The sequence below is a fragment of the Solirubrobacter pauli genome, assembly GCF_003633755.1.
GTDB lineage: Bacteria > Actinomycetota > Thermoleophilia > Solirubrobacterales > Solirubrobacteraceae > Solirubrobacter > Solirubrobacter pauli.
Window position 1 is genome coordinate 1,219,013 of the sequence record NZ_RBIL01000002.1, and the last position, 24,486, is coordinate 1,243,498.

The 24,486-nt window shown below is 72.8% G+C and carries 23 protein-coding genes, 2 pseudogenes and 1 riboswitch; of the genes and pseudogenes, 16 read left to right on the forward strand and 9 right to left on the reverse strand.

Features of this window, described 5'->3' with window-relative positions; translation table 11 throughout:
• Positions 1–6: 6 nt before the first annotated feature.
• Positions 7–1,317 carry a histidinol dehydrogenase gene (gene hisD, locus C8N24_RS25430; RefSeq protein ID WP_121255417.1) on the reverse strand — a complete coding sequence of 437 codons (1,311 nt, stop codon included), beginning with the start codon at positions 1,315–1,317 and terminating at the stop codon, positions 7–9.
• A gap of 72 nt (positions 1,318–1,389) precedes the next feature.
• Between hisD and C8N24_RS25435 the strand changes: the two genes are divergently transcribed.
• The 3 genes from C8N24_RS25435 to C8N24_RS25445 are packed head-to-tail and all read left to right on the forward strand — an operon-like array spanning position 1,390 to position 4,175.
• Positions 1,390–2,316, forward strand: a complete 927-nt coding sequence (locus C8N24_RS25435; RefSeq protein WP_211340146.1) for a LysR family transcriptional regulator — start codon at positions 1,390–1,392, stop codon at positions 2,314–2,316.
• A 17-nt stretch (positions 2,317–2,333) separates the two neighbouring features.
• Entirely contained in the window at positions 2,334–3,701 is a 1,368-nt protein-coding gene (locus C8N24_RS35450) for a hypothetical protein (protein ID WP_121255419.1), read from the forward strand.
• Between the two features lie 15 nt (positions 3,702–3,716).
• On the forward strand, positions 3,717–4,175 hold the full coding sequence (locus tag C8N24_RS25445; protein ID WP_121255421.1) for a Fur family transcriptional regulator: 459 nt from the start codon (positions 3,717–3,719) through the stop codon (positions 4,173–4,175).
• On the opposite strand, the gene pdxR is transcribed toward C8N24_RS25445, so the two are convergent.
• Complete coding sequence (gene pdxR / locus C8N24_RS25450; RefSeq protein ID WP_121255423.1) at positions 4,172–5,608, reverse strand: MocR-like pyridoxine biosynthesis transcription factor PdxR; 1,437 nt, start codon at positions 5,606–5,608, stop codon at positions 4,172–4,174. The two genes, C8N24_RS25445 and pdxR, sit on opposite strands and share 4 nt — an antisense overlap.
• A 148-nt stretch (positions 5,609–5,756) precedes the next feature.
• Between pdxR and C8N24_RS35615 the strand changes: the two are divergent.
• From C8N24_RS35615 to C8N24_RS34320, 3 genes and pseudogenes are all read left to right on the forward strand, one after another.
• A pseudogene (locus C8N24_RS35615) lies at positions 5,757–6,680 on the forward strand (MFS transporter); the annotation flags it as partial.
• Between the two features lie 217 nt (positions 6,681–6,897).
• A complete protein-coding gene (locus tag C8N24_RS25460) occupies positions 6,898–7,497 on the forward strand; it encodes an NAD-dependent epimerase/dehydratase family protein (protein WP_121255425.1) in 600 nt (199 codons plus the stop codon).
• A gap of 43 nt (positions 7,498–7,540) precedes the next feature.
• Positions 7,541–7,699, forward strand: a complete 159-nt coding sequence (locus C8N24_RS34320; RefSeq protein ID WP_170179406.1) for a hypothetical protein — start codon at positions 7,541–7,543, stop codon at positions 7,697–7,699.
• On the opposite strand, the gene C8N24_RS25465 is transcribed toward C8N24_RS34320, so the two are convergent.
• Entirely contained in the window at positions 7,700–8,377 is a 678-nt protein-coding gene (locus tag C8N24_RS25465) for a TIGR03943 family putative permease subunit (protein WP_121255427.1), read from the reverse strand.
• A complete protein-coding gene (locus tag C8N24_RS25470; protein WP_170179407.1) occupies positions 8,374–9,705 on the reverse strand; it encodes a permease in 1,332 nt (443 codons plus the stop codon). Before C8N24_RS25470 ends, C8N24_RS25465 begins: the two co-directional genes overlap by 4 nt.
• 160 nt (positions 9,706–9,865) lie before the next feature.
• On the opposite strand from C8N24_RS25470, the gene C8N24_RS25475 reads away from it, so the two are divergent.
• The 4 genes and pseudogenes from C8N24_RS25475 to C8N24_RS25490 all read left to right on the forward strand — a co-directional run bounded on the left by C8N24_RS25475 (position 9,866) and on the right by C8N24_RS25490 (position 13,130).
• A complete protein-coding gene (locus C8N24_RS25475) occupies positions 9,866–10,690 on the forward strand; it encodes a metal ABC transporter permease (protein ID WP_121255432.1) in 825 nt (274 codons plus the stop codon).
• Positions 10,683–11,669: a metal ABC transporter solute-binding protein, Zn/Mn family gene (locus tag C8N24_RS25480; protein ID WP_170179408.1), complete on the forward strand. Its 987-nt coding sequence runs from the start codon at positions 10,683–10,685 to the stop codon at positions 11,667–11,669. The genes C8N24_RS25475 and C8N24_RS25480 overlap by 8 nt, the downstream gene beginning before the upstream one ends.
• A 68-nt stretch (positions 11,670–11,737) precedes the next feature.
• Positions 11,738–12,316 (forward strand): annotated as a pseudogene (locus tag C8N24_RS25485) (metal ABC transporter ATP-binding protein); the annotation flags it as partial.
• A complete protein-coding gene (locus tag C8N24_RS25490) occupies positions 12,309–13,130 on the forward strand; it encodes a metal ABC transporter permease (protein WP_121255438.1) in 822 nt (273 codons plus the stop codon). The pseudogene C8N24_RS25485 and the gene C8N24_RS25490, both read left to right, overlap by 8 nt.
• An 88-nt stretch (positions 13,131–13,218) precedes the next feature.
• Here the strand turns inward: C8N24_RS25490 and C8N24_RS25495 are convergent, their stop codons facing one another.
• Complete coding sequence (locus tag C8N24_RS25495; RefSeq protein ID WP_121255440.1) at positions 13,219–14,166, reverse strand: M48 family metalloprotease; 948 nt, start codon at positions 14,164–14,166, stop codon at positions 13,219–13,221.
• Entirely contained in the window at positions 14,163–14,543 is a 381-nt protein-coding gene (locus C8N24_RS25500; protein ID WP_147447984.1) for a BlaI/MecI/CopY family transcriptional regulator, read from the reverse strand. The genes C8N24_RS25495 and C8N24_RS25500 overlap by 4 nt, the downstream gene beginning before the upstream one ends.
• Positions 14,544–14,781: 238 nt before the next feature.
• On the opposite strand from C8N24_RS25500, the gene C8N24_RS25505 reads away from it, so the two are divergent.
• Genes C8N24_RS25505 through C8N24_RS25515 form a run of 3 tightly spaced genes read left to right on the forward strand, consistent with a single transcriptional unit; the run spans position 14,782 to position 18,333 of the window.
• Complete coding sequence (locus C8N24_RS25505) at positions 14,782–17,073, forward strand: molybdopterin oxidoreductase family protein (protein WP_121255445.1); 2,292 nt, start codon at positions 14,782–14,784, stop codon at positions 17,071–17,073.
• On the forward strand, positions 17,070–17,489 hold the full coding sequence (locus tag C8N24_RS25510) for a hypothetical protein (protein WP_121255447.1): 420 nt from the start codon (positions 17,070–17,072) through the stop codon (positions 17,487–17,489). Before C8N24_RS25505 ends, C8N24_RS25510 begins: the two co-directional genes overlap by 4 nt.
• Positions 17,490–17,499: 10 nt before the next feature.
• Positions 17,500–18,333 carry a putative RNA methyltransferase gene (locus C8N24_RS25515; protein WP_121255449.1) on the forward strand — a complete coding sequence of 278 codons (834 nt, stop codon included), beginning with the start codon at positions 17,500–17,502 and terminating at the stop codon, positions 18,331–18,333.
• Between the two features lie 89 nt (positions 18,334–18,422).
• Here the strand turns inward: C8N24_RS25515 and C8N24_RS25520 are convergent, their stop codons facing one another.
• Positions 18,423–19,622: an MFS transporter gene (locus tag C8N24_RS25520; RefSeq protein WP_121255451.1), complete on the reverse strand. Its 1,200-nt coding sequence runs from the start codon at positions 19,620–19,622 to the stop codon at positions 18,423–18,425.
• Positions 19,619–20,362, reverse strand: coding sequence for a DeoR/GlpR family DNA-binding transcription regulator (locus C8N24_RS25525; RefSeq protein WP_170179409.1), 744 nt, complete (start codon positions 20,360–20,362; stop codon positions 19,619–19,621). The genes C8N24_RS25520 and C8N24_RS25525 overlap by 4 nt, the downstream gene beginning before the upstream one ends.
• Before the next feature lie 194 nt (positions 20,363–20,556).
• Between C8N24_RS25525 and C8N24_RS25530 the strand changes: the two genes are divergently transcribed.
• Positions 20,557–21,501 carry an alpha/beta fold hydrolase gene (locus tag C8N24_RS25530; RefSeq protein ID WP_245971971.1) on the forward strand — a complete coding sequence of 315 codons (945 nt, stop codon included), beginning with the start codon at positions 20,557–20,559 and terminating at the stop codon, positions 21,499–21,501.
• Here the strand turns inward: C8N24_RS25530 and C8N24_RS25535 are convergent.
• The gene (locus C8N24_RS25535; protein WP_121255453.1) at positions 21,498–21,989 is read right to left on the reverse strand and encodes a beta-class carbonic anhydrase; all 492 of its coding nucleotides are present in this window, start codon (positions 21,987–21,989) and stop codon (positions 21,498–21,500) included. The genes C8N24_RS25530 and C8N24_RS25535 overlap by 4 nt on opposite strands.
• Positions 21,990–22,281: 292 nt before the next feature.
• On the opposite strand from C8N24_RS25535, the gene C8N24_RS25540 reads away from it, so the two are divergent.
• On the forward strand, positions 22,282–23,169 hold the full coding sequence (locus C8N24_RS25540; RefSeq protein ID WP_121255455.1) for a type IV toxin-antitoxin system AbiEi family antitoxin domain-containing protein: 888 nt from the start codon (positions 22,282–22,284) through the stop codon (positions 23,167–23,169).
• A gap of 9 nt (positions 23,170–23,178) precedes the next feature.
• Positions 23,179–23,294, forward strand: a riboswitch (cobalamin riboswitch).
• Positions 23,295–23,387: 93 nt separating this feature from the next.
• Positions 23,388–24,485: a ribonucleotide-diphosphate reductase subunit beta gene (locus C8N24_RS25545; RefSeq protein ID WP_121255457.1), complete on the forward strand. Its 1,098-nt coding sequence runs from the start codon at positions 23,388–23,390 to the stop codon at positions 24,483–24,485.
• The last annotated feature ends 1 nt before the right edge of the window (position 24,486 follow it).

Genomic DNA, 24,486 nt, shown 5'->3' on the forward strand with positions numbered 1-24,486 from the left:
CTCCCGTTAGCGCGCGCCCACACGCGCGAGCCGCTTCGCCGCCGTCGCACCGTGCGCGGCCAGGCCTTCGGTCGCCGAGATCGCGACGACGGCTTCCGCGATCGGCGTCGTCGCCGTCTCGTCCTCGATCCGCTGGTAGGTCAGCGGCTTGAGGAAGCGGGCGACCGACAGCCCGCCCGTGTATCGCGCCGCGTGCCCGGTCGGCAGCACGTGGTTGGTACCCGTCACGCCCTTGTCCGAGAACGCCACCGTCGCCCGCTCGCCGAGGAACAGCGAGCCGTAGTTGCGCAGACGCGCGTGGTACCAGTCGTCGTCCGACGTCTGCACCTCCAGATGCTCGGGAGCGAGCTGATCGCTCACCGCCGCGGCGCGCTCGCGGTCCGGAGCGACGATGATCGCGCCGTGGTCGCGCCAGGCCGCGCCGGCCACCTCGGCGGTCGCGAGCTCCTCGAGCTGGCGGGCGACCTCGGCCCGTACCGCGCGGCCCAGCTCCTCGGACGTGGTGACGAGCGCGACGGGGGAGGTGGGGCCGTGCTCGGCCTGGCCGAGCAGGTCCGCCGCCACCAGCTCGGAGTCGGCGGTCTCGTCGGCGAGCACGGCGACCTCCGACGGGCCGGCCAGCAGGTCGATGCCGACGCGCCCGTAGAGCTGGCGCTTGGCCTCGGCCACGTAGGCGTTGCCCGCGCCGACCACCATGTCGACCGGCTCGATCCCGCCCAGCCCGAACGCCATCGCCGCGAGCGCCTGCACGCCGCCGAGGGCGAAGATGCGGTCGGCCCCGCAGATCGCGGTCGAGTAGACGAGCGACGGGTGGATGGTGCCGTCGCGCCGCGGCGGCGCGCACGCGACGACGGTCCCGACCCCGGCGACCTTGGGCACCAGCACGGTCATGAACGGCGAGGCGAGCAGCGGGACCCGGCCGGCGGGGAGGTACGCGCCGACGTGCGCGACGGGAATGAGCCGGTGCCCGGCGATCACCCCTGGCGCCACCTCGACCTCGAGGTCGGTCAGCGTCGTCCGCTGGGCGCGGGCGAACGCCTCCACGCGTTCGCGGGACCGTTGCAGGTGCTCGCGCAACGCCTCCGGCACGAGTGTCTCCGCGCTCTCGATCTCGCCCCGGGTGAGCTCGAACGAGTCGCCGTCCCAACCGTCGAGCTCGCGCGCGTACCGGCGCAGCGCGTCCTCGCCGCCGCGCTCGATGTCGAGCAGGATCTCGCTCACGCGGGTCGCGATCGCCGGGTCCTCGCCTACGCGCTCGACCTCTGGCCGCTTGAGGAACAGCAGCTCCGGGTCGTCGAGCAATCGCCTCGTGATCATGAGGCACGATCCTGTCGGTCCGTGCCGTTCGGCACAATCCTGCTTTGCCACTGCGTAGCGAAGGCTGAGCCTTTGACCCTCCAACAGCTCCGGTACTTCCTGGCCACCGCCCGGCACGGCTCGTTCGCCGGAGCGGCCGACGAGCTGCTGCTCAAGCAGCCGTCCGTGGCCGAGCAGATCCGGCGGCTCGAGGCCGAGCTCGGGGTGCCGTTGTTCGCGCGCACCAAGCGCCGGCTGACGCTGACCGCGGCGGGCGATGCGCTGCGGCCGTACGCCGAGCAGGCGCTCGCGACCTGTCGAGACGGCGCCGACGCCGTCCGCGCGCACCGGACGCTCCGTGGCGGCGTCGCCTCGTTCGGGCTCCCGCGCAACGCCGAGCTGTACGCGCTCACCGACCTGGCGGCCGAGATGCACGCGCGCCACCCGCTGGTCGGCATGCGGCTGATCGGCCAGAACTCGGCGGAGGTGGCCGAGGCGATCCGTGGCGGCGCGCTGGAAGCCGGGCTCGTGGTGCTGCCGGTCGACGACGAGGGCCTGGACATCGAGCCGGTCATCCGCGACGAGGTGCTCTACGCGACGGCGGACGCCGGCCGCGCGGCGACGCCGATGACGACCGACCGCCTGCTGGAGCAGCCGCTCGTCCTGTACGACGCCCACTACGGCAACGCCGATCCGACCCGTCGCCAGCTCAACGAGCGCCTCCAGCAGCACGGCGGGCGGCTGGAGCCGCACATCGAGGTCGAGTACCTGGCGGGCGCGCTGCGGCTGGCGGCGCAGGGCGTGGGGGACACGATCGTGGCGCGTGCGGCCCTGGATGCCGGCTACCTGCCCGAGGACCTGCACACGACGCCGTTCGCCGAGCCGCTGTACGACACGCTGGCCGTCGCCAAGCAGCGCAACCTGCCCCTCTCGCCGGCGACGCGCGAGCTCGTCTCGATCGCGCTCGAGCGGCTCGCCGCGTTCGATCGCGCCCGGAACCGGACCATTCCGACGGTGTGAATGCAATGCTCCGAGCCATGACGTTCTGCCGGACCCTGCTCCTCACCGTGGCCGCGTGGGCCGTCTTCGCCGCTACCGCCCAGGCGGGCACCATCTCCGCCTCCGGCACCACGATCACCTTCCGGGCGGGTCCGGGCGAGGCGAACTTCTTCACCGTCAACTGGGGCAACTCCAGCGCCGGGCCGGACTTCGTGCCGACGTTCGACGACCACGTCGACATCCAGTACAGCCCGGGCTCGGGGTGCGAGGACTTCGCCGGCGGCGTCGCGGTCACGTGCACGTCGGCGGGCACCAACCCGACGATCCTCGTCTACCTCGGCGACGGCAACGACTTCGCGCAGTCGATCAACGACCGCGCGGTCGGCCACAGCGTCAGCTTCTTCGGCGAGGACGGCGACGACGACTTCGACAGCGACGGCAGCTCCGACGTGCTCGACGGCGGCCCCGGCAACGACGAGTTCTCGCCCGACGACAACGACCCCGGCCCGGGTGACGTCGTCCGCGGCGGCCCGGGCATCGACACGCTGCAGACCGGCAACCCGACCGGCGCGATGGGGCCGATCACGGTCGCCTTCGACGACCAGCCCAACGACGGCTACCCCGGCGAGGGCGACAACTACGCGAGCGACCTCGAGAACCTCTCGGCGACCTCGACGTCGCCGTCGATCAACTTCGTCGGCAACGACGCGCCGAACGTCGTCCAGCTGCGTAGCGAGTCGGCGGACACCGTCAAGGGCCTCGGCGGCAACGACACGATCGACGGCGCCAACGGCAACGACCAGCTCGACGGCGGCGACGGCGACGACACCATCTACGGCGGCGGCAACGACGACGTGATCGTCGGCGGACCGGGCACGGACTCGCTCTCGGGCGAGGGCTCGGCGAGCGGCCTGTTCATCTCCGTGGCGGGCAACGACACGATCGACGCGCGCGACGGCATCCGCGAGGCGCTCAACTGCGGCCCCGGCGCCGACACGGCGATCGTCGACGCGCTGGACGTGGTCCCGCAGGACCCGGGCTCGCTGTGCGAGGCGGTGGACCGGCCGCTCGCGGTCGTGGCCGCCACCGTGCGGTCGTCGAGCCTGAAGGCGCAGAGCCGCAAGCGCGTCTCGTTGAAGCTCGCGTGCCCGCAGGGCGTCGCCACCTGCACGGGCAAGGTGACGCTCAAGACCGCATCGAAGGTCCGCGTCGGCCGCAAGCGCGCGGTCATCACGATCGGCAGCGCGAAGTACTCGATCGCCGCGGGCGCGTCCAAGTCCGTGCGGGTGAACCTGTCCGCGAAGGCGCGCTCGCTGCTCAAGCGGTCCAAGAAGGTCCGCGTGAAGCTCACGGTCGCGCCCACGTCGGGCGCCGCGGCGACGAAGACGGTCACGCTCAAGCGCTGACTAACATCGGAGGCCATGGCCAGCACCGAGGCGCCGCGATGGACGGCGTACGCGAACGAACGCCTCGCCGGTGAGGGCTACCGGCGCGGCGGCGGCCGTGCGGCCGTGATCGACCTGCTCGACGCGCAGGAGTGCGCCCTGTCGGCGCAGGAGATCGAGGACCGCCTTCGCGAAGGTGAGCGCCGGGTCGGCCGCGCGACGGTCTACCGCGTCCTCGACGAGCTGGTCGAGCTGCACCTGCTGTCCAAGGTCGAGATCGGCGACGGGGTCGCGCGCTTCGAGCGCGTGTTCCCCGAAGGCACGCATCATCACCACCACTTCGTGTGCCGCGACTGCGGGAGGCTGATCCCCTTCGAGGACGACGAGCTCGAGCGCGTCCTGCGGCGGATCGCACGCCGCGAGGGCGTGGCCATGGACGGGCACGACGTGACGCTGCGCGGGCGCTGCCCCGACTGCGCGCCTGCCGCCGGCTAGTCAGGCCCCAGCACGTCGCAGAGCGCGCTCAACGCCGCTCCCCATCCGCTGTCGGAGACCGCGGAGAAGTTCACGACGAGCCCGTCCGGCCCGGGTGCCTTCCGTTCCGCGTCTGCGTGGCGGAAGGCGGCCAGCCCACTGACCATCAGCCCCCGGTCGGCCGCGGCCCGGAGGACCGACGCCTCGGTTCCGGGAGCGAGCTCCAGCACCGCCTGCAGCCCCGCCGCCATGCCCAGCATCCGCACCGCAGGCGCCTGCCGCGCGAGCGCCGCGGCCAACTCCTTCCGCCGGCGCCCGTACCGCTGTCGCCGTGCGCGGACGTGGCGGTCGAAGGCCCCGGAGGTGATGAGCTCCGCGAGCGTCAGCTGGTCCAGCGCGCTGACCCGCTCGACGGGGCCCTTCGCGGCCGCCACGTCCGCGAGCAGCGGCTCGGGAACCACCATCCAGCCGACACGGAGCGCGGGGGCCAGTGACTTGCTCGCGGTGCCGAAGTAGACGACCCGCTCGGGATCGAGGCCTTGCAGCGCGCCCACCGGCCTGCGGTCGTAGCGGAACTCCCCGTCGTAGTCATCCTCGAGGATCACGCCGCCCGTCGAGCGTGCCCAGTCGATCGCCGCCGCCCGGCGCTCGGGCGCCAGCGCGACCCCCGTCGGGAACTGATGCGCGGGTGTGAGCAGCACGGCGTCCACAGCGGTCCGGCGTGCCAACTCGTCGGTCCGTGCACCGTCCTCGTCGACCTCGAGCGGCGGGATGCGGAGGCCGGCGTCGGTCAGCAGCGTGCGGTACAGATCCAAGCCGTAGGACTCGACCGCCACCGCCCGGGCACCACGTGCCGCGAGTGCCCGGGCGGTCAGCCCCAGCCCGTGGTGGAACCCCGAGCAGATCACGATCCGCTCGGGCTCGGCGTGCACGCCGCGGACGCGGGACAGGTAGTCGGCGAGTGCGGCGCGCAGCTCCGCGCGGCCCAGCGGGTCCCCGTAGCCGAACGCGGTCGGTGAAGCCACCGCCAGAACGCGACGAGCGGCGGCCAGCCACTGCGTGCGTGGGAAGTCCGCGAAGTCCTCCGCGCCGGGCAGCAGCCGGTGCGCGGGGCGGTGACGACCGGATCGAGCGGGTGGGGGAGCGGTGGCGGCCGAGCCCGGCGTGGCGCGCTCGGCCACGCGCGTGCCGGACCCTTGGCGGGCCGTCAGCCAGCCTTCGGCCACCAGCTCGGCGTAGCACTCCGTGACGGTGCTGCGGGCGAGGCCGAGGTCCGCCGCGAGCGTGCGGGACGCGGGCAGACGAGTCCCCGGCGCCAGCCGTCCCGAGCGCACGGCGTCGCGCAGCGCGTTGGTCAGGCCGGCGCGCCGCCCGGGCCCTGTCAGCTCCAGATGGAGGTCGACGCCGGAGCCGGCGTCACGTCCCGGCGCGGAATTGGTCCGGGAACTCGGCATGGATGTGGACCTTACAGGCAGACCGCTTGCCACCTACCGTGACCCCATGCCCACCGACGACACGCACGGCGACGCGAGCGCCCCGCGCAAACGGCGCGCGCTTCCCGCCGGCCTGGCCCTGGCGGGTACGGCGACCGCGTTCGCGAGCATGTACCTCGCGGCCGGGGCCCTGACACCGCTGCTGGTGGTCTACCGCGAGCAGTGGGACTTCGCGCCCGTGCTGCTGACGGTGGCCTTCGCCGTGTACGCGATCGGCTTCCTCGCCGCCGCGCTGACCGTCGGCGCACTGTCGGATCACATCGGTCGGCGGCCGGTGCTGATCGGCGCCCTGCTCGTCCAGCTGGTGTCCAACCTCATGTTCCTGGGCGCGTCCGACGTCGGATGGGTGATCGCGGGGCGCGTCGTGCAAGGTCTCGCGAGTGGCGCGGCGACCGGAGCCTTCACCGCGGCGCTCGTGGAGCTCGCACCGCCGCACCGCGGGCGGCTGGGAACGATCCTCGCCAGCGTCGGTCTGACCGGCGGCCTTGCCGGTGGTTCGTTGCTCGCCGGCATCGCGATCCAGCTGACGTCGTCGGCGAGCACGATCGCGTTCGTCGCCCTCAGCGCGCTCACCGTCGCCGGTGGCGCGGCGGTCGTCGCCTCGCCGGAGACCGCCGGCGGGGACCCGGGCGCGCTCCGCTCGCTGATCCCGCGGATCTCGGTCCCGCCCGTCGTACGGCGACCCTTCCTCGCTTCCGCGCCCGTGGTGGCGGCCGTGTGGATGCTCGCGGGGCTCTCCGGGGGCCTGGCTCCGAGCATGGTGCACAGCGTGTTCGGCCGCGAGAGCGGCCTGCTCGACGGGGTCGCCGGCTTCATCGCGCCGGCGGTCTCGGTGGTCGCCGGCGTGGCGCTCGCGCGGGTGCCACCACGGTCGGCGTTGACCATCGGGATCTCTGCGTCCGTGATCGGGACGCTCGGCATCGTCGGCGGCGCGTCGGCAGGCAGCCGGGCGTTGATGTTCGGCGGGCAGGCCGTCGCCGGGCTCGCGTTCGGTGCCGCGTTCACCGCGGCCCTCGCCCTGATCGTCCCGCCCGTGCCCGCCGACCGGCGTGCGGGCGTCGTCGCTGCGATCTACGTCGTCTCGTACCTCAGCCTGGGCGCGCCGGTCGTCGCTGCCGGCCGGCTCGCCGATGTCCTCGGCGTCGTGCCCACCGTCACCGGTACGGCGCGGTCGTCGTCCTGCTCGCCCTCGCAAGCCTCGCCGCTCAGCAGCGGCAGAAGCATCGTCAACCATCGAGAACGGAGACCCCATGCCCGCATCCCACACCCACCGCGTGTTCCTCGCCGGAGCGTCCGGCGTGATCGGACAGCGCATGATCCCCAAGCTCATCGACGCCGGACACGTCGTGGGCGGCATGACCCGCTCCGCGGGCAAGACGGACCTGCTCCGTCAGCTGGGCGCCGAGCCGATCGTCTGCGACGTCTTCGACCGGACGGCCGTGATCCAGGCCGTGCGGGCGTTCGCGCCGGACGTGCTCGTCAACCAGCTCACCGACCTGCCCGACGACTTCGCGGACATCCCCGCCCACGGGGGACGCAACGCCCGCATCCGCACCGAAGGCAACCGGAACCTGATCGAAGCGGCACGCCAATGCGGCTCGCCGAAGCTGTTGGTGCAGTCGGTCGCGTGGCCGCTGCCCGAGGGCCCGGACGCCCAGGCCGTGGAGACGCTCGAGCGGTCCGTCCTGGCGGAGGGCGGGGTGGTGCTGAGCTACGGCCAGTTCTACGGGCCGGGCACCTACAACGAGCGGGAGCTCCCCGCCGAGCCACGGGTGGAGATCGACCACGCTGCCCAGCGCACGGTCCAGCTGTTGGACGCGCCGTCCGGCGTGGTCGTCATCACCGACTGAGCGACCTCATATAACCGACAACTTGTAGGAGTACGATGGTCGCATGTGCGCGACCTGTGCCTTCACCGCCGCGGCGGGCGCCGCCGGCTTCCGCACCTGGCTGCAGACCCGCGGTTGGGCGTGGCTCACGCCGCGCCGGCTGCGCCGCCTCACGGTCGTCTCCGTGATCGCGGCGTTCGCCGGCATGACGATCACGTTCTGATCAACTGTAGGGGTTGCTCGGCTGCGCGACCTCGGTCACGGCACTCGCCGAGACCTTCAGGTCGGTGCCGGGCGTCCCGATCAGCGTGCCCTTCACGTGGACCCACGTGTCGACCGGGAGGTTCGGCGCGCCGGTGACCTTGGCGCTGAACGCGTTCGCGTCCGCGGCGCAGCAGCCGACCATGAACCGGGACACCTCGAGCTCACCGTTGCCGTCGAGCTGCTTGGAGACGAACGCGACGAAGTCGACGGGCGTGCCCTCGCCGAGCTCGTTGTAGTCGGCGTACTCCTTGGACTCGGCCGCCCAGGCGATCTCGTACAGGCGGACGTCGCCCTCGATCGCGGTCTCCAGCGGTGCGGCGACGTTCTTGGTGCGCTTGTTCTCGACCGCGAGCGCGCCGAGCGACGGTGCCGGGACCATCAGCGTGAGCAGGATCGGCGCCACGAGCAATCCGTTCGCGCCGAGCTCACGCACGGACGGCGCACGCTTGTGCCCGCGGGCGCCCCACAGGTAGGCGAGCGCGACGAGCGGCAGCGTGAGCGCACCGAGCGACACCACCCACCACGTCTTCGGCCCGATGTACGTGGTCGCGCGCCCGCTCACCCAGAGATAGATGAAGAACACGCCCCACGCCGCGATCGCCACCGCTCGGAGCGTGCGCGTCCAGTCCCACCTCATGAGATCACCGCCTGGAAGAGCATGGAGCCCGTCACCACGACGGGCACGATCACCAACGCCAACTTGACGACGAAGGCACGGCCGAAGGTGCCGCCGTACAGCAGCACCAGCTTCGTGTCGAGCACCGGCCCGGCCGCCAGGAACGCGAGCTGCGGACCGGGCGGGAACTGGATGAACGACACCGCGACGAAGGCGTCCGCCTCCGAGCACAAGGACAGGAAGAACGCCAGCACGATCATCAGCAGCGCGCCGACGAACGGGGACGTGAGCACTCCGGTGAAGACGCTCTGCGGCACGATCGTCTGCAGGGCGGCGGCGATCGCCGCGCCGAGCACGATGAACTTGCCCATCAGCAACAGGTCCGACATCAGGTGGTCGACGAACCCGCGCAGCTTGTTGTGGCTGTGGTCGTGCTCGTGGCTGGGCTCGGACTTCCTGGCGTGGGCGACCAGGTTGCCCCCGCCCCGGCGCGCGATCAGCGTGCCGGCGACGATCGCGAGCAGGAGGCCGAGGCCGAGCCGGCCGAGCACCATCTCGGTCGCGCCGCGCCCGGAGTAGGCGACGGCGGTCGAGAACAGCACGATCGGGTTGATCACCGGCGCCGCGAGCATGAAGGCGATGCCGGCGGCGGGATGGACGCCACGCACGATCAGGCGTCGCGCGACGGGCACGGAGCCGCACTCGCATACAGGCATCGCCACGCCCGACAGCGCGACGGCCGGGATCTGCAGCGGGAGCGGGAGGCGCGCGATCCGCTCGAACCAGCGGGCCGGGACGAACACCTCGATCGCCGCGGAGACCGCCGCTCCCAGGAGCACGAACGGCAGCGCCTCCAGCGCGATCGACGTGCCGATGACGAGGAACGTCTGCATCCGCGCGGCCTCCCCGACTTCACCGACGCGGCCGGCGACGATCACCAGCGCGAGCAGCGCCAGGATCGCGACGAGCAGCGGACGGCTGACCTTGCCGCCGTCCCGGGGGTGGGCGCGCAGGCCCCAGGCGCCGATCACCGCCAGCGACAGCAGGCCGGGCAGCGCCAGGCCGACGCGCTCGGAGTTGTCGGTGAACGACTGGGTGAGCGCGACGGTCGCGACCGTGCCGGCCACGAGCGCGGCGGTGAAGGCCGCGCCGCCGAGGCGTCCGAGCTTGCCCGCGGCGAACGCCAACACCAGGAACGGGAGCCAGCACCACAGGTGGAACGGGACGTAGCCCAGCGAGAAGCCGGTCGCGCGCCACGTGTCTTGCCACGCGTACGGCGACAGCACCGTGACGGCGCCCAGCAGCGCGATTCCCGGCGCGAGCACGCGTGCTCGCCGGCCGACCCTCATCGAAATCGTCCCCATAACCGGCGGCGAGCCTAGTCCGACATCATGTAGGGGTCAAGGGCGAGACCCGTTAGCTGGACGTCTGTACGGCCAAATTGGTGTTCCTAGCGGTTGTCGGACCAAATACTCGCGCCCACGTTCCCGAGTCGCTAGCCTAGTGGGAATGAGTCTCATCGGTGTGTACGCCTTCGAGCAGCGGGCGCTGCTCGAGGTGCTGCTCGTGAGCGTGGGCGCCGGGCTGCTCGGCACGTGGATCGTGCTGCGCGGGCTGGCGTTCTACACGCATGCGGTGGCGGCCGCCGCATTCCCTGGGCTGGTGCTCGCGGCCGGGCTGTCCTTCCCACCGATGGCGGGGGCGCTCGGCACGGGCGCGGTCGTCGCGGCGGGCGTCGGTGGGCTCTCGACGCGCCGGCGGGCGCGCTACGACGTGGCGACGGCGCTGGCCCTCGTCGGCGCGCTCGTGGTGGGCGTGGTGCTCGCCTCGAACGTGTTCCACTCGGGCGCGCAGGTCGACTCGCTGCTGTTCGGCAGCCTGTTCGCGCTGACCGACACGGACCTCGTGTTGGGCGCCGTAGCGTCGATTCTTGCTTTGGCGGGGACGCTCGCGCTTGGCCCACGCTGGTTGGCGGTCGGGTTCGACGCGAGCGGCGCGAGGGCCGTCGGCGTGCGCTCGAAGGCGCCCGACCTCGTGTTGCTCGCGCTGGTCGGCTTCGCGTCCGTGGCGACGCTCGCCGCCGTCGGCGCCCTGCTCGCCACCGCGTTGCTCGTCGTCCCCGCGGCCACGGCGCGGCTGTGGACGAACCGGCTGCTCCCGTGGCAGTGCCTGAGCGTCGTGCTCGTGGCGCTGGAAGGGCTGGCCGGTGTGTGGCTCGCCGTGCGCACGAACGCCCCGCCCGGGGCGACGGTGGCTGCGCTCGGTGGCGGCGTGTTCCTGTTGTCGGTCTTTGCTAATGAGATCTTGTCGCGAAATGGTCGTGAGAATGCGTAAGTCAGTGATCCTGCTCCTCGCCCTGCCCCTGCTCGTCACCGCGTGTGGGGGCGAGGACGAAGGCGGCGCCCCGGCCCGTTCCGGCCCCGCCGAGCGTCCCGTCGTGGTCGCCACGACGACGCAGCTCGGGGACGTCGTCCGCCAGGTCGCGGGCGACGCCGCCGAGGTGCACCAGGTGCTGCAGGCCAACACCGATCCGCACGAGTACGAGCCGCGGCCGGACGACGTGAAGGCCGTGGCGGGCGCGAAGGTCGTCTTCGAGTCGGGCAACGCGCTCGACCACTGGATGGAGGAGCTGGTCGAGCAGGCGGGCGGCAGCCCCACCGAGGTGGAGATCGCGCCCGACCACACGCCGCACAAGGTCGAGGGCGAGCACCACCAGGAAGGCGACGACGAGCACGGGCACGAGGAGTCCGAGCTCGACCCGCACTGGTGGCACGACCCGCGCAACGTCGAGGCGGCCATCCCGGTGATCGAGGCGCAGCTGGCCAAGGCGGCGCCCGCCAACGCGGCGACCTACAAGGCGAACGCCGCCGCCTACCTCGAGAAGGTGCAGACGCTCGACCGGGGCATCGAGACGTGCATGAGCGCCGTGCCGGCCGCCGAGCGCAAGCTGGTCACGAGCCACGACGCGTTCGGCTACTTCACCGCCCGCTACGGGATCACCGTCGTCGGCGCCGCGATCCCGTCGCAGTCGACCGAGGCGCAGCCGTCCGCGGGCGAGATCGCCAAGCTCGCGGACGTCGTCCGCCGCGAAGGCGTGCGGGCGATCTTCCCGGAGAGCTCGATCAACCCACAGCTGGCCGAGACGCTGGCGCGCCAGACCGGCGCGAAGGCCGACTACGTCCTCTACGGCGACTCGCTCGGCCCCGAGGGCTCGCCCGGCGCGACCTACCTCGGCATGGAGGCCGCGAACGCCGACGCGATGGTCAAGGGCTTCACGGGAGGCGAGCGGGGATGCACGATCGCCGGCCTGTGATCGCGGCGCGCGAGCTGGCCGTCGGCTATCCGGGCGGACCGGTCGTGCTGTCGGACCTCACCTTCGCGGTCGCGCCGGGTGAGCGCGTCGGCGTGCTCGGGCCCAACGGCGGCGGCAAGACGACGCTGATGCGCGCGCTGCTGGGCGAGCTCGAGCCGCGCGCCGGCACGCTGGTCGTGGAAGGCCGGCCGGGCACCGTCCCGCAGACCGACCGCTCGCGGCTCGACTACCCCGTGTCCGCCCTGGACGTCGTCCTGATGGGGGCGCTGTCGCGCAGCCCGTGGTGGCGGCGCCCCGGCCGGTCCGAGCGCGCGGCCGCGTTGGCGGCGCTCGGGCGCGTCGGCCTGGCCGACCGCGCGAGGACGACCTTCGGCGAGCTGTCCGGCGGTCAGCGCCAGCGCGTCCTCGTCGCCCGCGCGCTGCTCCAGGACGCCGACATCGTGCTCTTCGACGAGCCGTTCACCGGGCTCGACGCGGCGAGCACCGACCGGCTGATGGCGCTGATCGACGACCTCGCCGGGGAAGGTCGCTGCGTGCTCGTCTCCACGCACGACGTCGCGCAGGCCGGCGCCTGGGATCACGTCCTGCGCGTCGATCGCCGGATGCTGGACTACGGCCCGCCCGAGCCGGTGCTCGTCCATGCTTGACGCGCTGCTCGAGCCGTGGCACGAGCCGATCCTGCGCGAGGCGTTGCTCGAGGTCGTGTTCGTCGGGCTGGCGTGCGGCGCGCTCGGCGTCTGGGTGGTGCTCTACGGGCGCGCCTACAGCGCCGAGTCGCTCTCGCACGCGATGTTCCCGGGGCTCGTGGTGGCGGCGCTGATCGGCGTGCCGGTCGTGCTCGGCGGCGCGGTCGGGCTGGTCGTCGCGGCGTTGGCGATCGCGGCCGCCGGGCGGGTGCGCACCCTCGGAGCCGACAACGCGGTGGCGGTGGTGATCACGAGCCTGCTGGGTCTCGGGACGCTCCTGGCGCTGTCGGCCGACTCGCCACCCGGCCTCGGCGCGCTGCTGTTCGGCGACGTCCTGGCGACGAGCCCTTCGGGCCTGCTGCTCGCGGGTGGGCTCGCCGCCCTGGTCCTCGCGGGATCGTGGGTGGCGTACCCGCGCCTGCTCGCGGTCGGCTTCGACCCGGGCAGCGCGCGGGCGCTGGGCCTGCGGGCGTACAGCGCGGAGGCCACGCTCGCCGTCCTGCTGACGCTCGCCGTGCTCGTGGGCGTGCAGGCGCTCGGGAACCTGTTGGTCGTGGCCGCGCTGATCGCGCCGGCCGTGGTCGCGGGCACGTTCACGCGGCGGGTGCCGCCGATGATCGTCGCGGCGTGCGCGGTGGGCGTGGCGTGCGGCGTCGGCGGGCTGTACCTCTCCTACTACGCGGGCGTGGCGGCGGGCGCGGCGATCGCCGGGCTGCTCGTGAGCGCGGCGGCGACCGCCGCGGGGCTGAAGCAGATCCACACCGTCGCCGTCTAGCGCCCCGCTCGCGCGCCGGGCTCGCTGACCGTTATGATCCTACAAAAGGTAGGAGGAAACGACGACGCCCGGGAGCTGCCGGAGATGCCTACACGACGTCTGAGGTCTGGCACGTGTGCGGCGTGCCGAGCCGGTGCTTCTCGTGGTAGCCCGCATGGGCGGCGAAGGGGAGTGCGAGCGCGGCCGTGACCACCAGCGCGGCCATCGCCGGGGCGAGCGCCACGAGGCCGGGGTGGGGGCGCGGAGCCTTGGCCCCCGGGTCGGCTTCGAGCAGGAGGCGGGCCCGCCGGGTGACGACGCCCCCGCCGAGGGAGAGCGCCGGTGCGGCGAACGCACCGCGGGCGGCCTTGCAGATCGCGCTCGCGAGCACGGCCGGCTCGTGGCGCTGGGCGAGCGCGTAGCTGTCCGCGTGGCGCTCGAGCGCGAACGTCAGCTCGCGCGCGGCCGCGGTCGTCCCCGGGAGGAACCGGCCGACCGCCCGCGCGAGCTCGCCCGCCACGAGCAGGTACCGGTGGCGGAGAGCGATGTGGCCGCGCTCGTGGTCGAGCCCCGCGCGCAGCTCGGCGTCGTCGAGCTCGACGAGCGCGCCCGCGGACACGACCACCTGCGGGCGGCGCAGGCCGGCCGCCGCGACGAGCAGCGCGCCGTCCGACAGGACGACGCTGCCACCGGGGCCGGGGCCGATCGCGGTGTCACGGACGAGCCCGCGCACGCGCCGCGCGGCGACCACGAGCCCGTACGCGCTGACCAGCAGCGAGCCGGCGAGCGCCAGCGCGGGCAGAGCGAAGACGGCGTCCGTGACCGTGTGGCTGGACACCGCGCCGACGCACCACGCGCCGGACGGCTCGAGCGGACCGGCAACCGGCAGGTACACCTCGACCGCCACGGCCACCCCGACCGACGCGAGCGCACGCAGCAGCAGGGCGCTGAGCCAGATCGCGCCGACGAACCCCGCGGGCGCGCGATCCAGCCGGAGCACGTGCGGGAGCGCGATCGCGACCGCAAGCAGCCCGGCGGCGACGGCCAGCAGCGTCACGCGCGCCGGTCGCGCGCCTGGCGCGCGAGCTCCTCGAGCTCGGACAGCTCCTCGGGGCGCAGGCCGCCGATGATGCTGGCCAGCGCCGCCTGGCGCGCGTCGCTCGAAGCGCCCGCCAGCGTGCGGCGGATGCTGCCGGACAGGTACTCGGCCTCGGTGACGCGCGGCCGGTACACGAACCCGCGACCTTCGCGCTTGCGCTCGAGCAAGCCGCGGGTCGCGAGCCGGTTGAGCACGGTCTGGACGGTGTTGTACGCGCCCTGGTAGCGCGGCGGGAGCTCCTCGCGCACCTGCTCGACCGTCCCCGAGCCGACACGCCACAGCGCGGCCATCACCTGGCTCTGCAGCTCACCTTGGATCGACTGGGAGTCAGCCACAGCACGAGTATAAGTCCTACGACCTGTAGAGCCAGGCCGAGATCCGTCCGCGCGGACTTGATACCTACAAGTTGTAGGAGTACTGTGGCTGCCGGCTGGGCGACGTGGAACCCCGCTCGGTCAATAGACCCGCTCGCGGGCCGCGCTCCCCCCGACCTGAGCGCGGCCCGCAGGCCCCGCTCGTCCCGAAGATGAGACGGCCGCGCTGAACTCGCGTGCGGATGGGAAGTGACCCGGCATGGACCGGATCGCTGACCCTTGGGGCCCGCGCACCCCGTACGGCCGCGGCGAGCGCTGGCCAGTGCGCGTGGACGAGCATGTGACCGACGAGGCCGACGCCTGGGTGCCGACGGCGTCGATCCTGCACTCGAACGGGGACGGCATCGACGTCGCCGTGCGCGACGGCCGGATGGTCGGCGTGCGCGGACGCGCCGACAGCCGCGTCAACCACGGCCGGCTCGGGCCGAAGGACCTGTTCGGCTGGCAGGCGAACAACTCGCGGGACCGGCTCACCACGCCGCTCATCCGCCGCGACGGCGAGCTCGTCGAGTGCGACTGGGACACCGCGATGGACGCCATGGTCGCGCGCTCCCGCCAGCTCCTCGACGAGGTCGGGCCGAGCGCGCTCGGGCTCTACACCAGCGGGCAGCTCTTCCTCGAGGAGTACTACACGCTCGCGGTTATCGCCCGGGCCGGCCTCGGCACGAACCACCTGGACGGCAACACGCGCCTGTGCACCGCCACGGCGGCGGAGGCGCTCAAGGAGAGCTTCGGGTGCGACGGGCAGCCGGGCTCGTACACCGACGTCGACCACACCGACGTGCTCCTCCTCGTCGGCCACAACGTCGCGGCGACGCAGGTCACGTTGTGGGCGCGCATGCTCGACCGGCTCGCGGGCCCGCACCCGCCGAAGCTGATCGTCATCGACCCGCGACGGACGCCGCCGGCCGAGCACGCCGACGTGCACCTGGCGCCGCGGTCGGGCACGAACGTCGCGCTGCTCAACGCGATCCTGCACGAGCTGATCGCGCGCGACGCCGTGGACCGCGCGTTCGTCGACGCCCGGACGGTCGGCTTCGAGCAGATGGCCGAGATCGTCGCGCCATGCACGCCGGAGTGGGCGGCGGAGATCTGCGGGGTGGAGGCGAGCGCGATCCGCGCGGCGGCGGACATCCTCGCCGGTCACGACCGGATCCTGTCCACCTGTCTCCAAGGCGTCTACCAATCGCACCAGGCGACCGCGGCCGGCGTGCAGGTCAACAACATCAACCTCCTTCGAGGCGCGCTGGGCCGGCCGGGCGCGGGCGTGCTGCAGATGAACGGGCAGCCGACCGCCGAGAACACGCGCGAGTGCGGCGCCAACGGCGACCTGCCGGCGTTCCGGAACTGGGCCAACGATGACCACGTCGCGGAGCTGGCGGAGCTGTGGAAGGTCGACGTGGCCACGATCCCGCACTTCGGACCGCCGACGCACGCGATGCAGATCTTCCGCTACGCCGAGCAGGGCTCGATCCGCTGGCTGTGGATCACGGCCACCAACCCCGCGGTGTCGCTGCCCGACCTCGCGCGGATCCGCCGCATCCTCGCGCGGGAGGACCTGTTCGTCGTCGTCCAGGACCTGTTCCTCACCGAGACGGCCGAGTTCGCGGACGTCGTGCTGCCGGCCGGCACCTGGGGTGAGAAGGAGGGCACGTTCACGAACGCCGACCGCACCGTCCACCACTCCGACAAGGCCGTCGAGCCACCGGGCCAGGCCCGAGGCGACCTGGACATCATGCTCGACTACGCCCGCCGGATGGACTTCCGGGACCGTGACGGCGCGCCGCTGATCAAGTGGCACGACGCCGAGTCGGCGTTCCGCGCCTGGCAGGCCTGCAGCGCGGGCCGACCCTGCGACTACACGGGCCTGTCCTACGAGAAGCTCCGCGCGGGCGGCGAGACGCAGTGGCCCTGCAACGAGCGCTACCCGGACGGCCGCGAGCGGCTCTACGACGAGGGCGACTTCTGGGCGGCCGCGGACATCGCCGAGACCTACGGCAAGGACCTGCTGACGGGCGTCGACGTCGAGGAGAGCGACTATCGCGCCTTCAACCCCGAAGGGCGGGCGATGTTCAAGGGCGCGGAGTACCTGCCGCCCGCTGACGCGCCCGACGACGAGTTCCCGCTGCGGCTGAACACGGGCCGCAGCCTCTACCACTTCCACACGCGGACGAAGACCGGCCGCGCGCCGGAGCTGGCGGCGGCCGCGCCGGACGTGTGGGTCGAGGTCTCGGCCGACGACGCGCGGGCGTACGGGGTGGGCGAGGGCGACGTGGTCGACGTGATCTCGGCGCGCGGCCGCGTGCGCGCGCCGGTGCGCGTGACGGGCATCCGCGAGGGCGTCGTGTTCATCCCGTTCCACTACGGCTACTGGGACGCGCCGGACCGGGATGACCGCGCCGCCAACGAGCTGACGATCACCGCCTGGGACGCCTGCTCGAAGCAGCCGATCTTCAAGACCTCGGCGTGCCGGCTGGAGCGGGTCGCATGAAGCCCGCGCTGGACGAGGCCCTCGCGGCCGAGCGCGCGTTGAGCCACGCGCTGCGGGCGGTCGGCGAGCATCACCGCGACGACCACGACATCTTCCACATGACGCGGACGCTCGCCGCCTGGAGCGAGCGCAACGCGGAGCGGCTCGAGCGCTGCGGCGCCGAGGCGGGCGTCCCGCCGGAGGTCGTCTTCAACGACGGGCCGCTCGCGCTCGTGCTCGACCTACGCGACGTCCACCTCGTCGCGACACGCGCCTCCGTCGCCTGGACCGTGCTCGGCCAGGGCGCCCAAGCCGTCCGCGACGCCGAGCTGCTGGACACGGTGACCGCGTCCCACCCCGAGACCATCCGTGCCATGCGCTGGGCCCTGCAACGCCTGAAGGAGGCGACCCCACAGCTGATCGCCGGCGAGCGCTAGGCTCGCCGCCATGGACGTTCCGGCGCCGCTGGTGCGCGGCGCCGCCCTCCTGCGGTGCCCGGTCTGCTCGGCCCCGCTCCGGGTGCACGAGCGCTCACTCGTGTGCGACCAGCGCCACACCTACGACATCGCCCGCCACGGCCACGTCACCCTCGCCCGCGCCCCTGCCCCGGGAGACGACGCGCCCATGGTCGCCGCCCGCGCCGCGGTGTTCGACGCGGGCCACTACGCGCCCCTGACGACCGCGCTGGCCCGAGCCGCCGAGGAGTCCCTGAGCGACGGGCGCGTCGTCCTCGACATCGGCGCGGGCACCGGCCACCATCTCGCGGGCGTGCTGCGCGCCTCGCCGGGCGCGCTCGGGTTCGCGCTGGACACGTCGCGGCCCGCGTTGCGGTTGGCGGCGCGGGCGCACCCGGAGATCGCCGCGGTGGTGGGTGACGTGTGGGAGGCGTTGCCGTTCCAGGACGGGGTCGTGGACCTCGCGCTCGTGGTGTTCGCACCCCGCAACGGAGCCGAGATCGCGCGCGTGCTCGCCCCCGGCGGGACGGCCCTCGTCGTGATCCCCACGCCTGAGCATCTCGCGGAGCTCGCGCATCTGCACGGTGTCCAGGTCGACCCGGAGAAGCCCGAGCGGCTCGAGCGCACGCTCGGCGCGCACCTCGCGCACGAGGCGACCACACGCGTGCGATGGACCATGGAGCTGTCGGCGGATGACGTCGAGCAGGTCATCCGCATGAGCCCGGCGGGCGCGCACCGCGGCGAGGGGGAGGCGCGCGCCACGACCGTCACCGGGTCGGTCGAGCTGCGGACCTACCGCTCACCAGACGTCCGCGGCGGCGGCTGAGCGTGGCGGCGTGATCTCGCGGACGACGGGCGTCGCATAAGCGTGGCCGGTCGGGCGGCGGCGGGCGGTGGGGGTGGCGAGGACGGTCATCACGAGCTCCGTTCGGTGGGTTCGGGGATAAGACGACCGGGAGCCGCGGAACTCATCGGCGCCGGCGCGCGCAACGCGCCGGACACGAGCAGGCCGAGCGCGACCAGCCCGCCGGTCACCGTCAGCGCGCGCAACGTGCCGACGTCGTCGGCGAGGAACCCGATCAGCGGCGGGCCCGCCAGGAAGGCCACGTAGCCCACGGTCGCGACCACGCTGACCCGTGCCGCCGCGTGGGCCGGCTCGTCGCTCGCCGCGCTCATCCCGACCGGGAACCCGAGCGCGGTTCCAAGGCCCCACAACACCGCGCCCGCCATCGCCACCGGCAGGCTGCCGCCGAACACGACGAGCGCCAACCCCACGAGCGCGGTCACCGACAGCACCCGCAGCGTCGCCACGCGCCCGTAGCGGTCCAGCACGGCCGGCCCGAACCAGCGGCCGAGCGTCATCGCCGACAGGAACAGCGCGAAGGTGAACGTGCCGAGGGCGTTCGCGGCGTCGTAGCCGTCGATCGTCGCGACCGCCAGCCAGTCGTTGCCGGTGCCCTCGGTGAACGCGGCCGCGAACACGAACACGCCGATCAGCAGGGTGCGCGGCTCCGTCCACGCGGCGAGCGGGTTCCCGACGCGCTCCTCGTGCTCCTCGGTGCCGCCGAGGAAGGCGCGCACCGCGGCCGGCGCCGCGATCGCGATCACCAGCGCGACCCCGATCAGGTGCGCGGCGGGGGACACGCCGAGCGCGACCATCCCCGACCCCAGCAGCGCACCCGTCACCGTCCCGACGCTGAACCCCGCGTGGAAGCGCGGCATGATCGCCTTCCCGAGCTGCTGCTCGACCGCCGAGCCCTCGACGTTCATCGCGACGTCCCAGGTGCCGTTGCCCGCGCCGAACAGGAAGAGGCCCGCGACCACGGGCAGGATGCCGATCGACTGCCCGACGCCCGCCAGCGCGAGCCCGGTCGCGCCGATCAGCGCCATCACGGTGATCGTCCGCGCCGTGCCGAGCCGGCCGACGACGACGCCGGCGAGCGGCATCGCGATCACCGACCCGACCGCCATGGCGAGCAGCACGAGCCCGAGCGAACGAGGGGAGAGGTCCAGGCTGTCGCGCACGGACGGGATCCGTGACGCCCAGCTCGCGAACGCGAACCCGCTGAGGATGAAGACGGCGTAGACGGCGCGCGTGGCGGCGGAGAGGTTCACGGGCGCACCAGCTCGACGCCGGCCTGCGCGTAGGCGTCCAGCGCCGAGGCGGGCGCGTCGGTCACCAGCGTGTCCACGCGCTCGGAGACCACGTAGGGCGCGGCCGTGCCGAGCTTCTCGGCGGTGGCGAGCGCCACGACGCGGCGAGAGCGCTCCACGAGCGCGCGCATGACCTGCGCCTCTTCGCGCTCCCGCATCGTCAGGCCGACCTCGGGGTGGATCGAGCACGCGCCGATGACGCACATATCCGGCCGCAGCGTCTGGATCTGCGCGATCGTGTCCGCGCCGACGAGCGTCTGGCTCGTGCGGTCCAGCGTCCCGCCGAGCACGATCACGTCCACGTCCGGCAGGTCGCGCAGCGCGAGCGCGACGTCCGGGCTCGCGGTCACGATCGTCGAGGCCGAGTCCGGCGCGAGGCGACGTGCGAGCGCGAGCGTCGTCGTCCCGCCGCCGACCGCCACCACCTCGCCGCGGCGGATCAGCCCGGCGGCCAGCGCGGCCACCGCGGCCTTGCCGCCCGCGTCCCGGTCGACGCGCTCCGTGAACCGCCGCGGCCCGGGCGCCGGCCGCACCGCGCCACCGTGCACCCGCCGCAGGTGCCCGGAGGACTCCAGCTCCAACAGGTCACGACGCACGGTGTCCACGGACACGCCGAGTCGCTCCGCGACCTCGGCCGTCGCGACCGTGCCGTGATGCGCGAGGGTGCCGAGGATGGCTTCGTGCCGCGACGGTGCAAGCATGCGCACACCGTAGCAAGACGCCGCAAAAACCTGCACGAACCTGCAGGCGACCCGAACGCCACGGGGCAGCTCCGACCGCACTGCGCGATCCGGCGCCCGCCGCGTGGGCGATCCGCACCCGGCAGACCGCGGGGTGCGCGCTCGCGCTTCGCACCGGACTGGTGGCCTGAACGCTCTAGGCTGGCTGGGTGCGCGTGCTCGACCTGGTCTTGCTGCATCGCTCGCGCGGCGCCAGCGAGCCATCGCTGGCGCCGTCCCGGACGATCGAGTTGCACGGCCAGACCGTGAGCTTCGTCGAGGCCGGAAGCGGGCCGGTGCTCCTGCTCCTGCACGGGATCACCTCCAGCTCGCGCACCTGGGGCGCGGTGCTGCCGCGGCTGGCGGAGCGCTTCACCGTCCTCGCCCCTGACCTGCTCGGCCACGGCGCGTCCGGCAAGCCGCGCGGCGACTACTCGCTCGGCGCGTACGCCAGCTCGATCCGCGACCTGCTGCTCGCGCTCGGCCACGAACGCGCGACGGTGCTCGGGCACTCGCTCGGCGGCGGCGTCGCCCTGCAGTTCGCCTACCAGTTCCCCGAGCGCCTCGAGCGCCTCATCCTGGTCTCCAGCGGCGGGCTCGGACGGGAGGTCAGCATCCTCCTGCGCGCCGCGACGCTCCCGGGTGCGGAGTACGTCCTGCCGGTGCTCTCGGGCCGGCCGGTGCGGGACGTCACCGCGGCGTCGCTGCGGGCCCTGGGCAAGCTCGGGCTGCGCCCGAACGCCGACGGCATCGGCATCGGCGAGGGCTTCGGGTCGCTCGGAGACGTCGAGGCGCGGCGCGCGTTCCTGCACACGGCGCGCTCGATCATCGAGCCGTCGGGCCAGCGGGTGAGCGCCGCCGACCGCCTCTATCTCGCGGCCTGGCTGCCGACGCTGATCGTCTGGGGCGAGCGCGACCGCATGATCCCGGTCGCCCACGGCCGCGCGGCCGCCGAGGCGATGCCCGAGAGCCGCCTGGAGATCTTCGAGGACGCGGGCCACTTCCCGTTCAACGACGACCCGGAGCGGTTCGCGCGCGTCGTGACCGACTTCATGGGCACGACGCAGCCGCCGCCGTTCGACGCGGACCGCCTGCGCGACCTGCTGCGTCCGCCGTCCTAGGAGACTTCGCGCAGCCTGCCGGTCTCGACCGCGTAGACGAACCCGCGGATCGCGTCCTTCTTGGGCACGAACGGGCTCGCCCGGATGCGCGCGACGCTCTGGCGGACGTCCTCATCGAGGTCCGGGAACGACTCCGCCGCCCACTCGGGCTTCACGCCGGTCTCGTCCTGGATCGAGCGCTTGAACTCGTCGTCCGTGAACGTGAGCATGCCGCAGTCGGTGTGGTGGATGAGGATGATCTCCTCGGTGCCGAGCAGGCGCTGGGAGATCGCGAGGCTGCGGATCTCGTCGTCGGTCACGACCCCGCCGGCGTTGCGGATGACGTGCGCTTCGCCCGGCGCGAGGCCGAGGATCGCGTGGACGTCCAGCCGCGCGTCCATGCACGCGACGACGGCGAGCTTCTTGGCCGGAGGCAACGGCAGCTCGCCGTGTTCGAAGGAGGCGGCGTAGGCCTCGTTGTTGCGCAGGAGCTCGTCGGTGACGGTCATGCCTCGCAAAATACTCCAAAGCGGGTCGGAATTGCGATGGTTGACTGAAGTTGGGTGGACGAACCCATAGCCGTCTCACCACCGAACCGCGAACCTGTGTGACGTGTTCCAAATCCCGCGAGCGGCCCTGACCGTCCCGTCACCGCCGCCCGCCTGACGCCGGCGGGGATCGCCTCCGAGCTGGGGAGCTGCGAAGCCGGTCCCCGCCGCGCGTCTTCTGCGCGTGTCTCGGCACGGTTTCGTCGGAGCTGCGTCTTGTTCCGTGCCCGTAGTCGGCTGGAAGCTGTGGGGTATGCCCGCTCAGTCGCCTCACAGGAAGCTGGCGGGGCATACCCCTCGCCAGATCGCCGCTCGACAGCGCGATCTCATCACCTACGAGCAGCTCATCGCGCTCGGCCTCACCCGCGGCGCGATCTCCAAGGGGGCGCAGCGCGGCGAGCTTCGGCGGGTCTTTCGCTGCGTCTACACGACCGCGCAGGCGCCGCTCTCGCGCGAGGCGCTGTGGCTCGCGGCCGTCCTGGCCTGCGGGGAGGGCGCGGGGCTCAGCCACTACGCCGCCGGGACCCTGCTCGACGTCTCGCGCTTCCGCTCGCCTCTCATCGATGTCGTCTCCCCGCGCAAGCGCACCCTCGACGGCGCCCGCGTCCACTACTGCCGAACGCTCGACGCTCGGGACATCACGACGGTCAAGGGCATTCCCGTGACCCGGATCTCGCGCCTCTACGCGGACTTCGCCGACGTCCTCACGCCCTTCCAGCTCGCGAACGTCGTCCACCGAGCCGCGTTCAAGGGCCTCCCGACGTGGCTTCCGGAAGCCCCCGGCCGTCACGGCGTGGCGACCCTCAAGAAGGCGTTCGACCTGCATGCGGGCGGCAGCGCCGGCACGCGTTCGACCGCCGAAGACGTGTTCCTGACCTTCGCGCTGCCCGAGCCGCTCGTCAACGTCGTCCATCTCGGGTTCGAGGTCGACTTTCGCTGGCCGGACCGGCTCGTGGCCGTCGAGATCGACGGCCCGCACCACGGGCGCCCGTGGAACCGCAACGCCGACCTCCACCGCGACCAAGCGCTGCGCCAGGCGGGCTACGTGGTCCTCCACTTCTCGGCGGACGACGTCCAGTCCCGCGGTGGGTACGTCGAGCGCGCGGTCCTCGATGCGCTTTCCGTCCGACCGGGTCCGTAGCTTCCTCGACCCGAACATACGGCCCACAGTCAAGGGGAAGTCCGGTGAGAGTCCGGCGCTGTCCCGCAACGGTATTGGCATCTCGACGCCTAAGCCCGATCACCTGCTGTGGAGCCCGTTGGATCGTCCCTCGGTAGAAGGGCAGCCGACGCGAGCGCGCGTGTGCACAGCACGTGCGTCCTCGAGGCCTCCTCCCACCGATCGACAGGAGGCCTCGCATGCAGACCACATACACACTCGGCTCACGCACGTTCGTGCTCGACCGCGCGAAGGCGGAGGCGGCACTGGCGGCCAAGCGCGTCGTCGGCGGCCGTGAGACGCTGAGCTTCAACCTGCTCCCGCTCCGCTACGGCTGGGCGTACGAGCTCTATCGGACGATGAAGGCCAACCACTGGGAGCCGGAAGACGTCCAGATGGGCAAGGACATCGAGCAGTGGCGCGGGGTGGGCGGGAGCGGAGCCCTGAGCGACATCGATCGCTGGATCGTCCGGATGGGCATCGGCTACTTCAGCGCGGCCGAGGGCATCGTCGGCGACAACGTGATCGGCGTGGTCCGGGAGCTGGTGACGGCCTCGGAGCTCAAGCTGGTGCTCGGCCGCCACGCGCACGAGGAGAACATCCACGCGGACTCGCTGCTGTACATGATCGCCTCGCTCGGGATCGACCCGCACGAGTGCGAGGCGATGTTCGACGACATCCCGACCATCGTGGCCAAGAACCGCTTCGTCACCGACGTCTCGCACGCGCTGCGGCGGGACCTGGACATGACGGATCCCGAGGCGCTGCGGCTCCTGGCGCGCAACGTCTTCGTGTTCGGCCAGTGCATGGAGGGCACGCAGTTCTACGGCCTGTTCGGGATGATCCTGTCGCTCTACCGGCAGGGCAAGCTGCCCGGCATCGGGACGATGTTCCGCTACACGCTGCGGGACGAGTCCAACCACATCGAGCTGTTCCGTCGCCTGCTGCTCGAGCTGGTGGCCGAGAACCCGGGCATCTGGACGCCCGCCTTCCGGGAGGAGCTGCGCGAGCTGATGCGCGAGGCGGTCGCGCTCGAGCAGCGCTTCATCGCCGACTGCCTGCCGGTCGCGGGCGTCGGCCTCGACGCAGAGGACTTCTCCACCTACATCGACTACGTCGCCGACCGTCGCCTGGCGGGCGTCGGGCTGGAGCCGCTGCGGGACGTCGCGTTGGAGAACCCGCTGCCGTGGCTCGCCGAGCTGATGGACGTGCGTCGCGAGCAGAACTTCTTCGAGGGACGCGTCACCGAGTACCAGAAGGCGTCGTCGTTGGCGGTCGTCGCGGACGAGGAGCTCTAGG

Excerpts from the sequence above, each read along its gene's own strand:
- pdxR (WP_121255423.1), bottom strand. The coding sequence starts at position 5,608 with ATGCCGAGTTCCCGGACCAATTCCGCGCCGGGACGTGACGCCGGCTCC.
- C8N24_RS25460 (WP_121255425.1), top strand. The coding sequence starts at position 6,898 with ATGCCCGCATCCCACACCCACCGCGTGTTCCTCGCCGGAGCGTCCGGC.
- C8N24_RS25515 (WP_121255449.1), top strand. The coding sequence starts at position 17,500 with ATGGACGTTCCGGCGCCGCTGGTGCGCGGCGCCGCCCTCCTGCGGTGC.
- C8N24_RS25475 (WP_121255432.1), top strand. The coding sequence starts at position 9,866 with ATGAGTCTCATCGGTGTGTACGCCTTCGAGCAGCGGGCGCTGCTCGAG.
- C8N24_RS25465 (WP_121255427.1), bottom strand. The coding sequence starts at position 8,377 with ATGAGGTGGGACTGGACGCGCACGCTCCGAGCGGTGGCGATCGCGGCG.
- hisD (WP_121255417.1), bottom strand. The coding sequence starts at position 1,317 with ATGATCACGAGGCGATTGCTCGACGACCCGGAGCTGCTGTTCCTCAAG.
- C8N24_RS25535 (WP_121255453.1), bottom strand. The coding sequence starts at position 21,989 with ATGACCGTCACCGACGAGCTCCTGCGCAACAACGAGGCCTACGCCGCC.
- C8N24_RS25490 (WP_121255438.1), top strand. The coding sequence starts at position 12,309 with ATGCTTGACGCGCTGCTCGAGCCGTGGCACGAGCCGATCCTGCGCGAG.
- C8N24_RS35450 (WP_121255419.1), top strand. The coding sequence starts at position 2,334 with ATGACGTTCTGCCGGACCCTGCTCCTCACCGTGGCCGCGTGGGCCGTC.
- C8N24_RS25445 (WP_121255421.1), top strand. The coding sequence starts at position 3,717 with ATGGCCAGCACCGAGGCGCCGCGATGGACGGCGTACGCGAACGAACGC.
- C8N24_RS25480 (WP_170179408.1), top strand. The coding sequence starts at position 10,683 with ATGCGTAAGTCAGTGATCCTGCTCCTCGCCCTGCCCCTGCTCGTCACC.
- C8N24_RS25505 (WP_121255445.1), top strand. The coding sequence starts at position 14,782 with ATGGACCGGATCGCTGACCCTTGGGGCCCGCGCACCCCGTACGGCCGC.
- C8N24_RS25470 (WP_170179407.1), bottom strand. The coding sequence starts at position 9,705 with ATGAGGGTCGGCCGGCGAGCACGCGTGCTCGCGCCGGGAATCGCGCTG.
- C8N24_RS34320 (WP_170179406.1), top strand. The coding sequence starts at position 7,541 with ATGTGCGCGACCTGTGCCTTCACCGCCGCGGCGGGCGCCGCCGGCTTC.
- C8N24_RS25510 (WP_121255447.1), top strand. The coding sequence starts at position 17,070 with ATGAAGCCCGCGCTGGACGAGGCCCTCGCGGCCGAGCGCGCGTTGAGC.
- C8N24_RS25540 (WP_121255455.1), top strand. The coding sequence starts at position 22,282 with ATGCCCGCTCAGTCGCCTCACAGGAAGCTGGCGGGGCATACCCCTCGC.
- C8N24_RS25545 (WP_121255457.1), top strand. The coding sequence starts at position 23,388 with ATGCAGACCACATACACACTCGGCTCACGCACGTTCGTGCTCGACCGC.
- C8N24_RS25525 (WP_170179409.1), bottom strand. The coding sequence starts at position 20,362 with ATGCTTGCACCGTCGCGGCACGAAGCCATCCTCGGCACCCTCGCGCAT.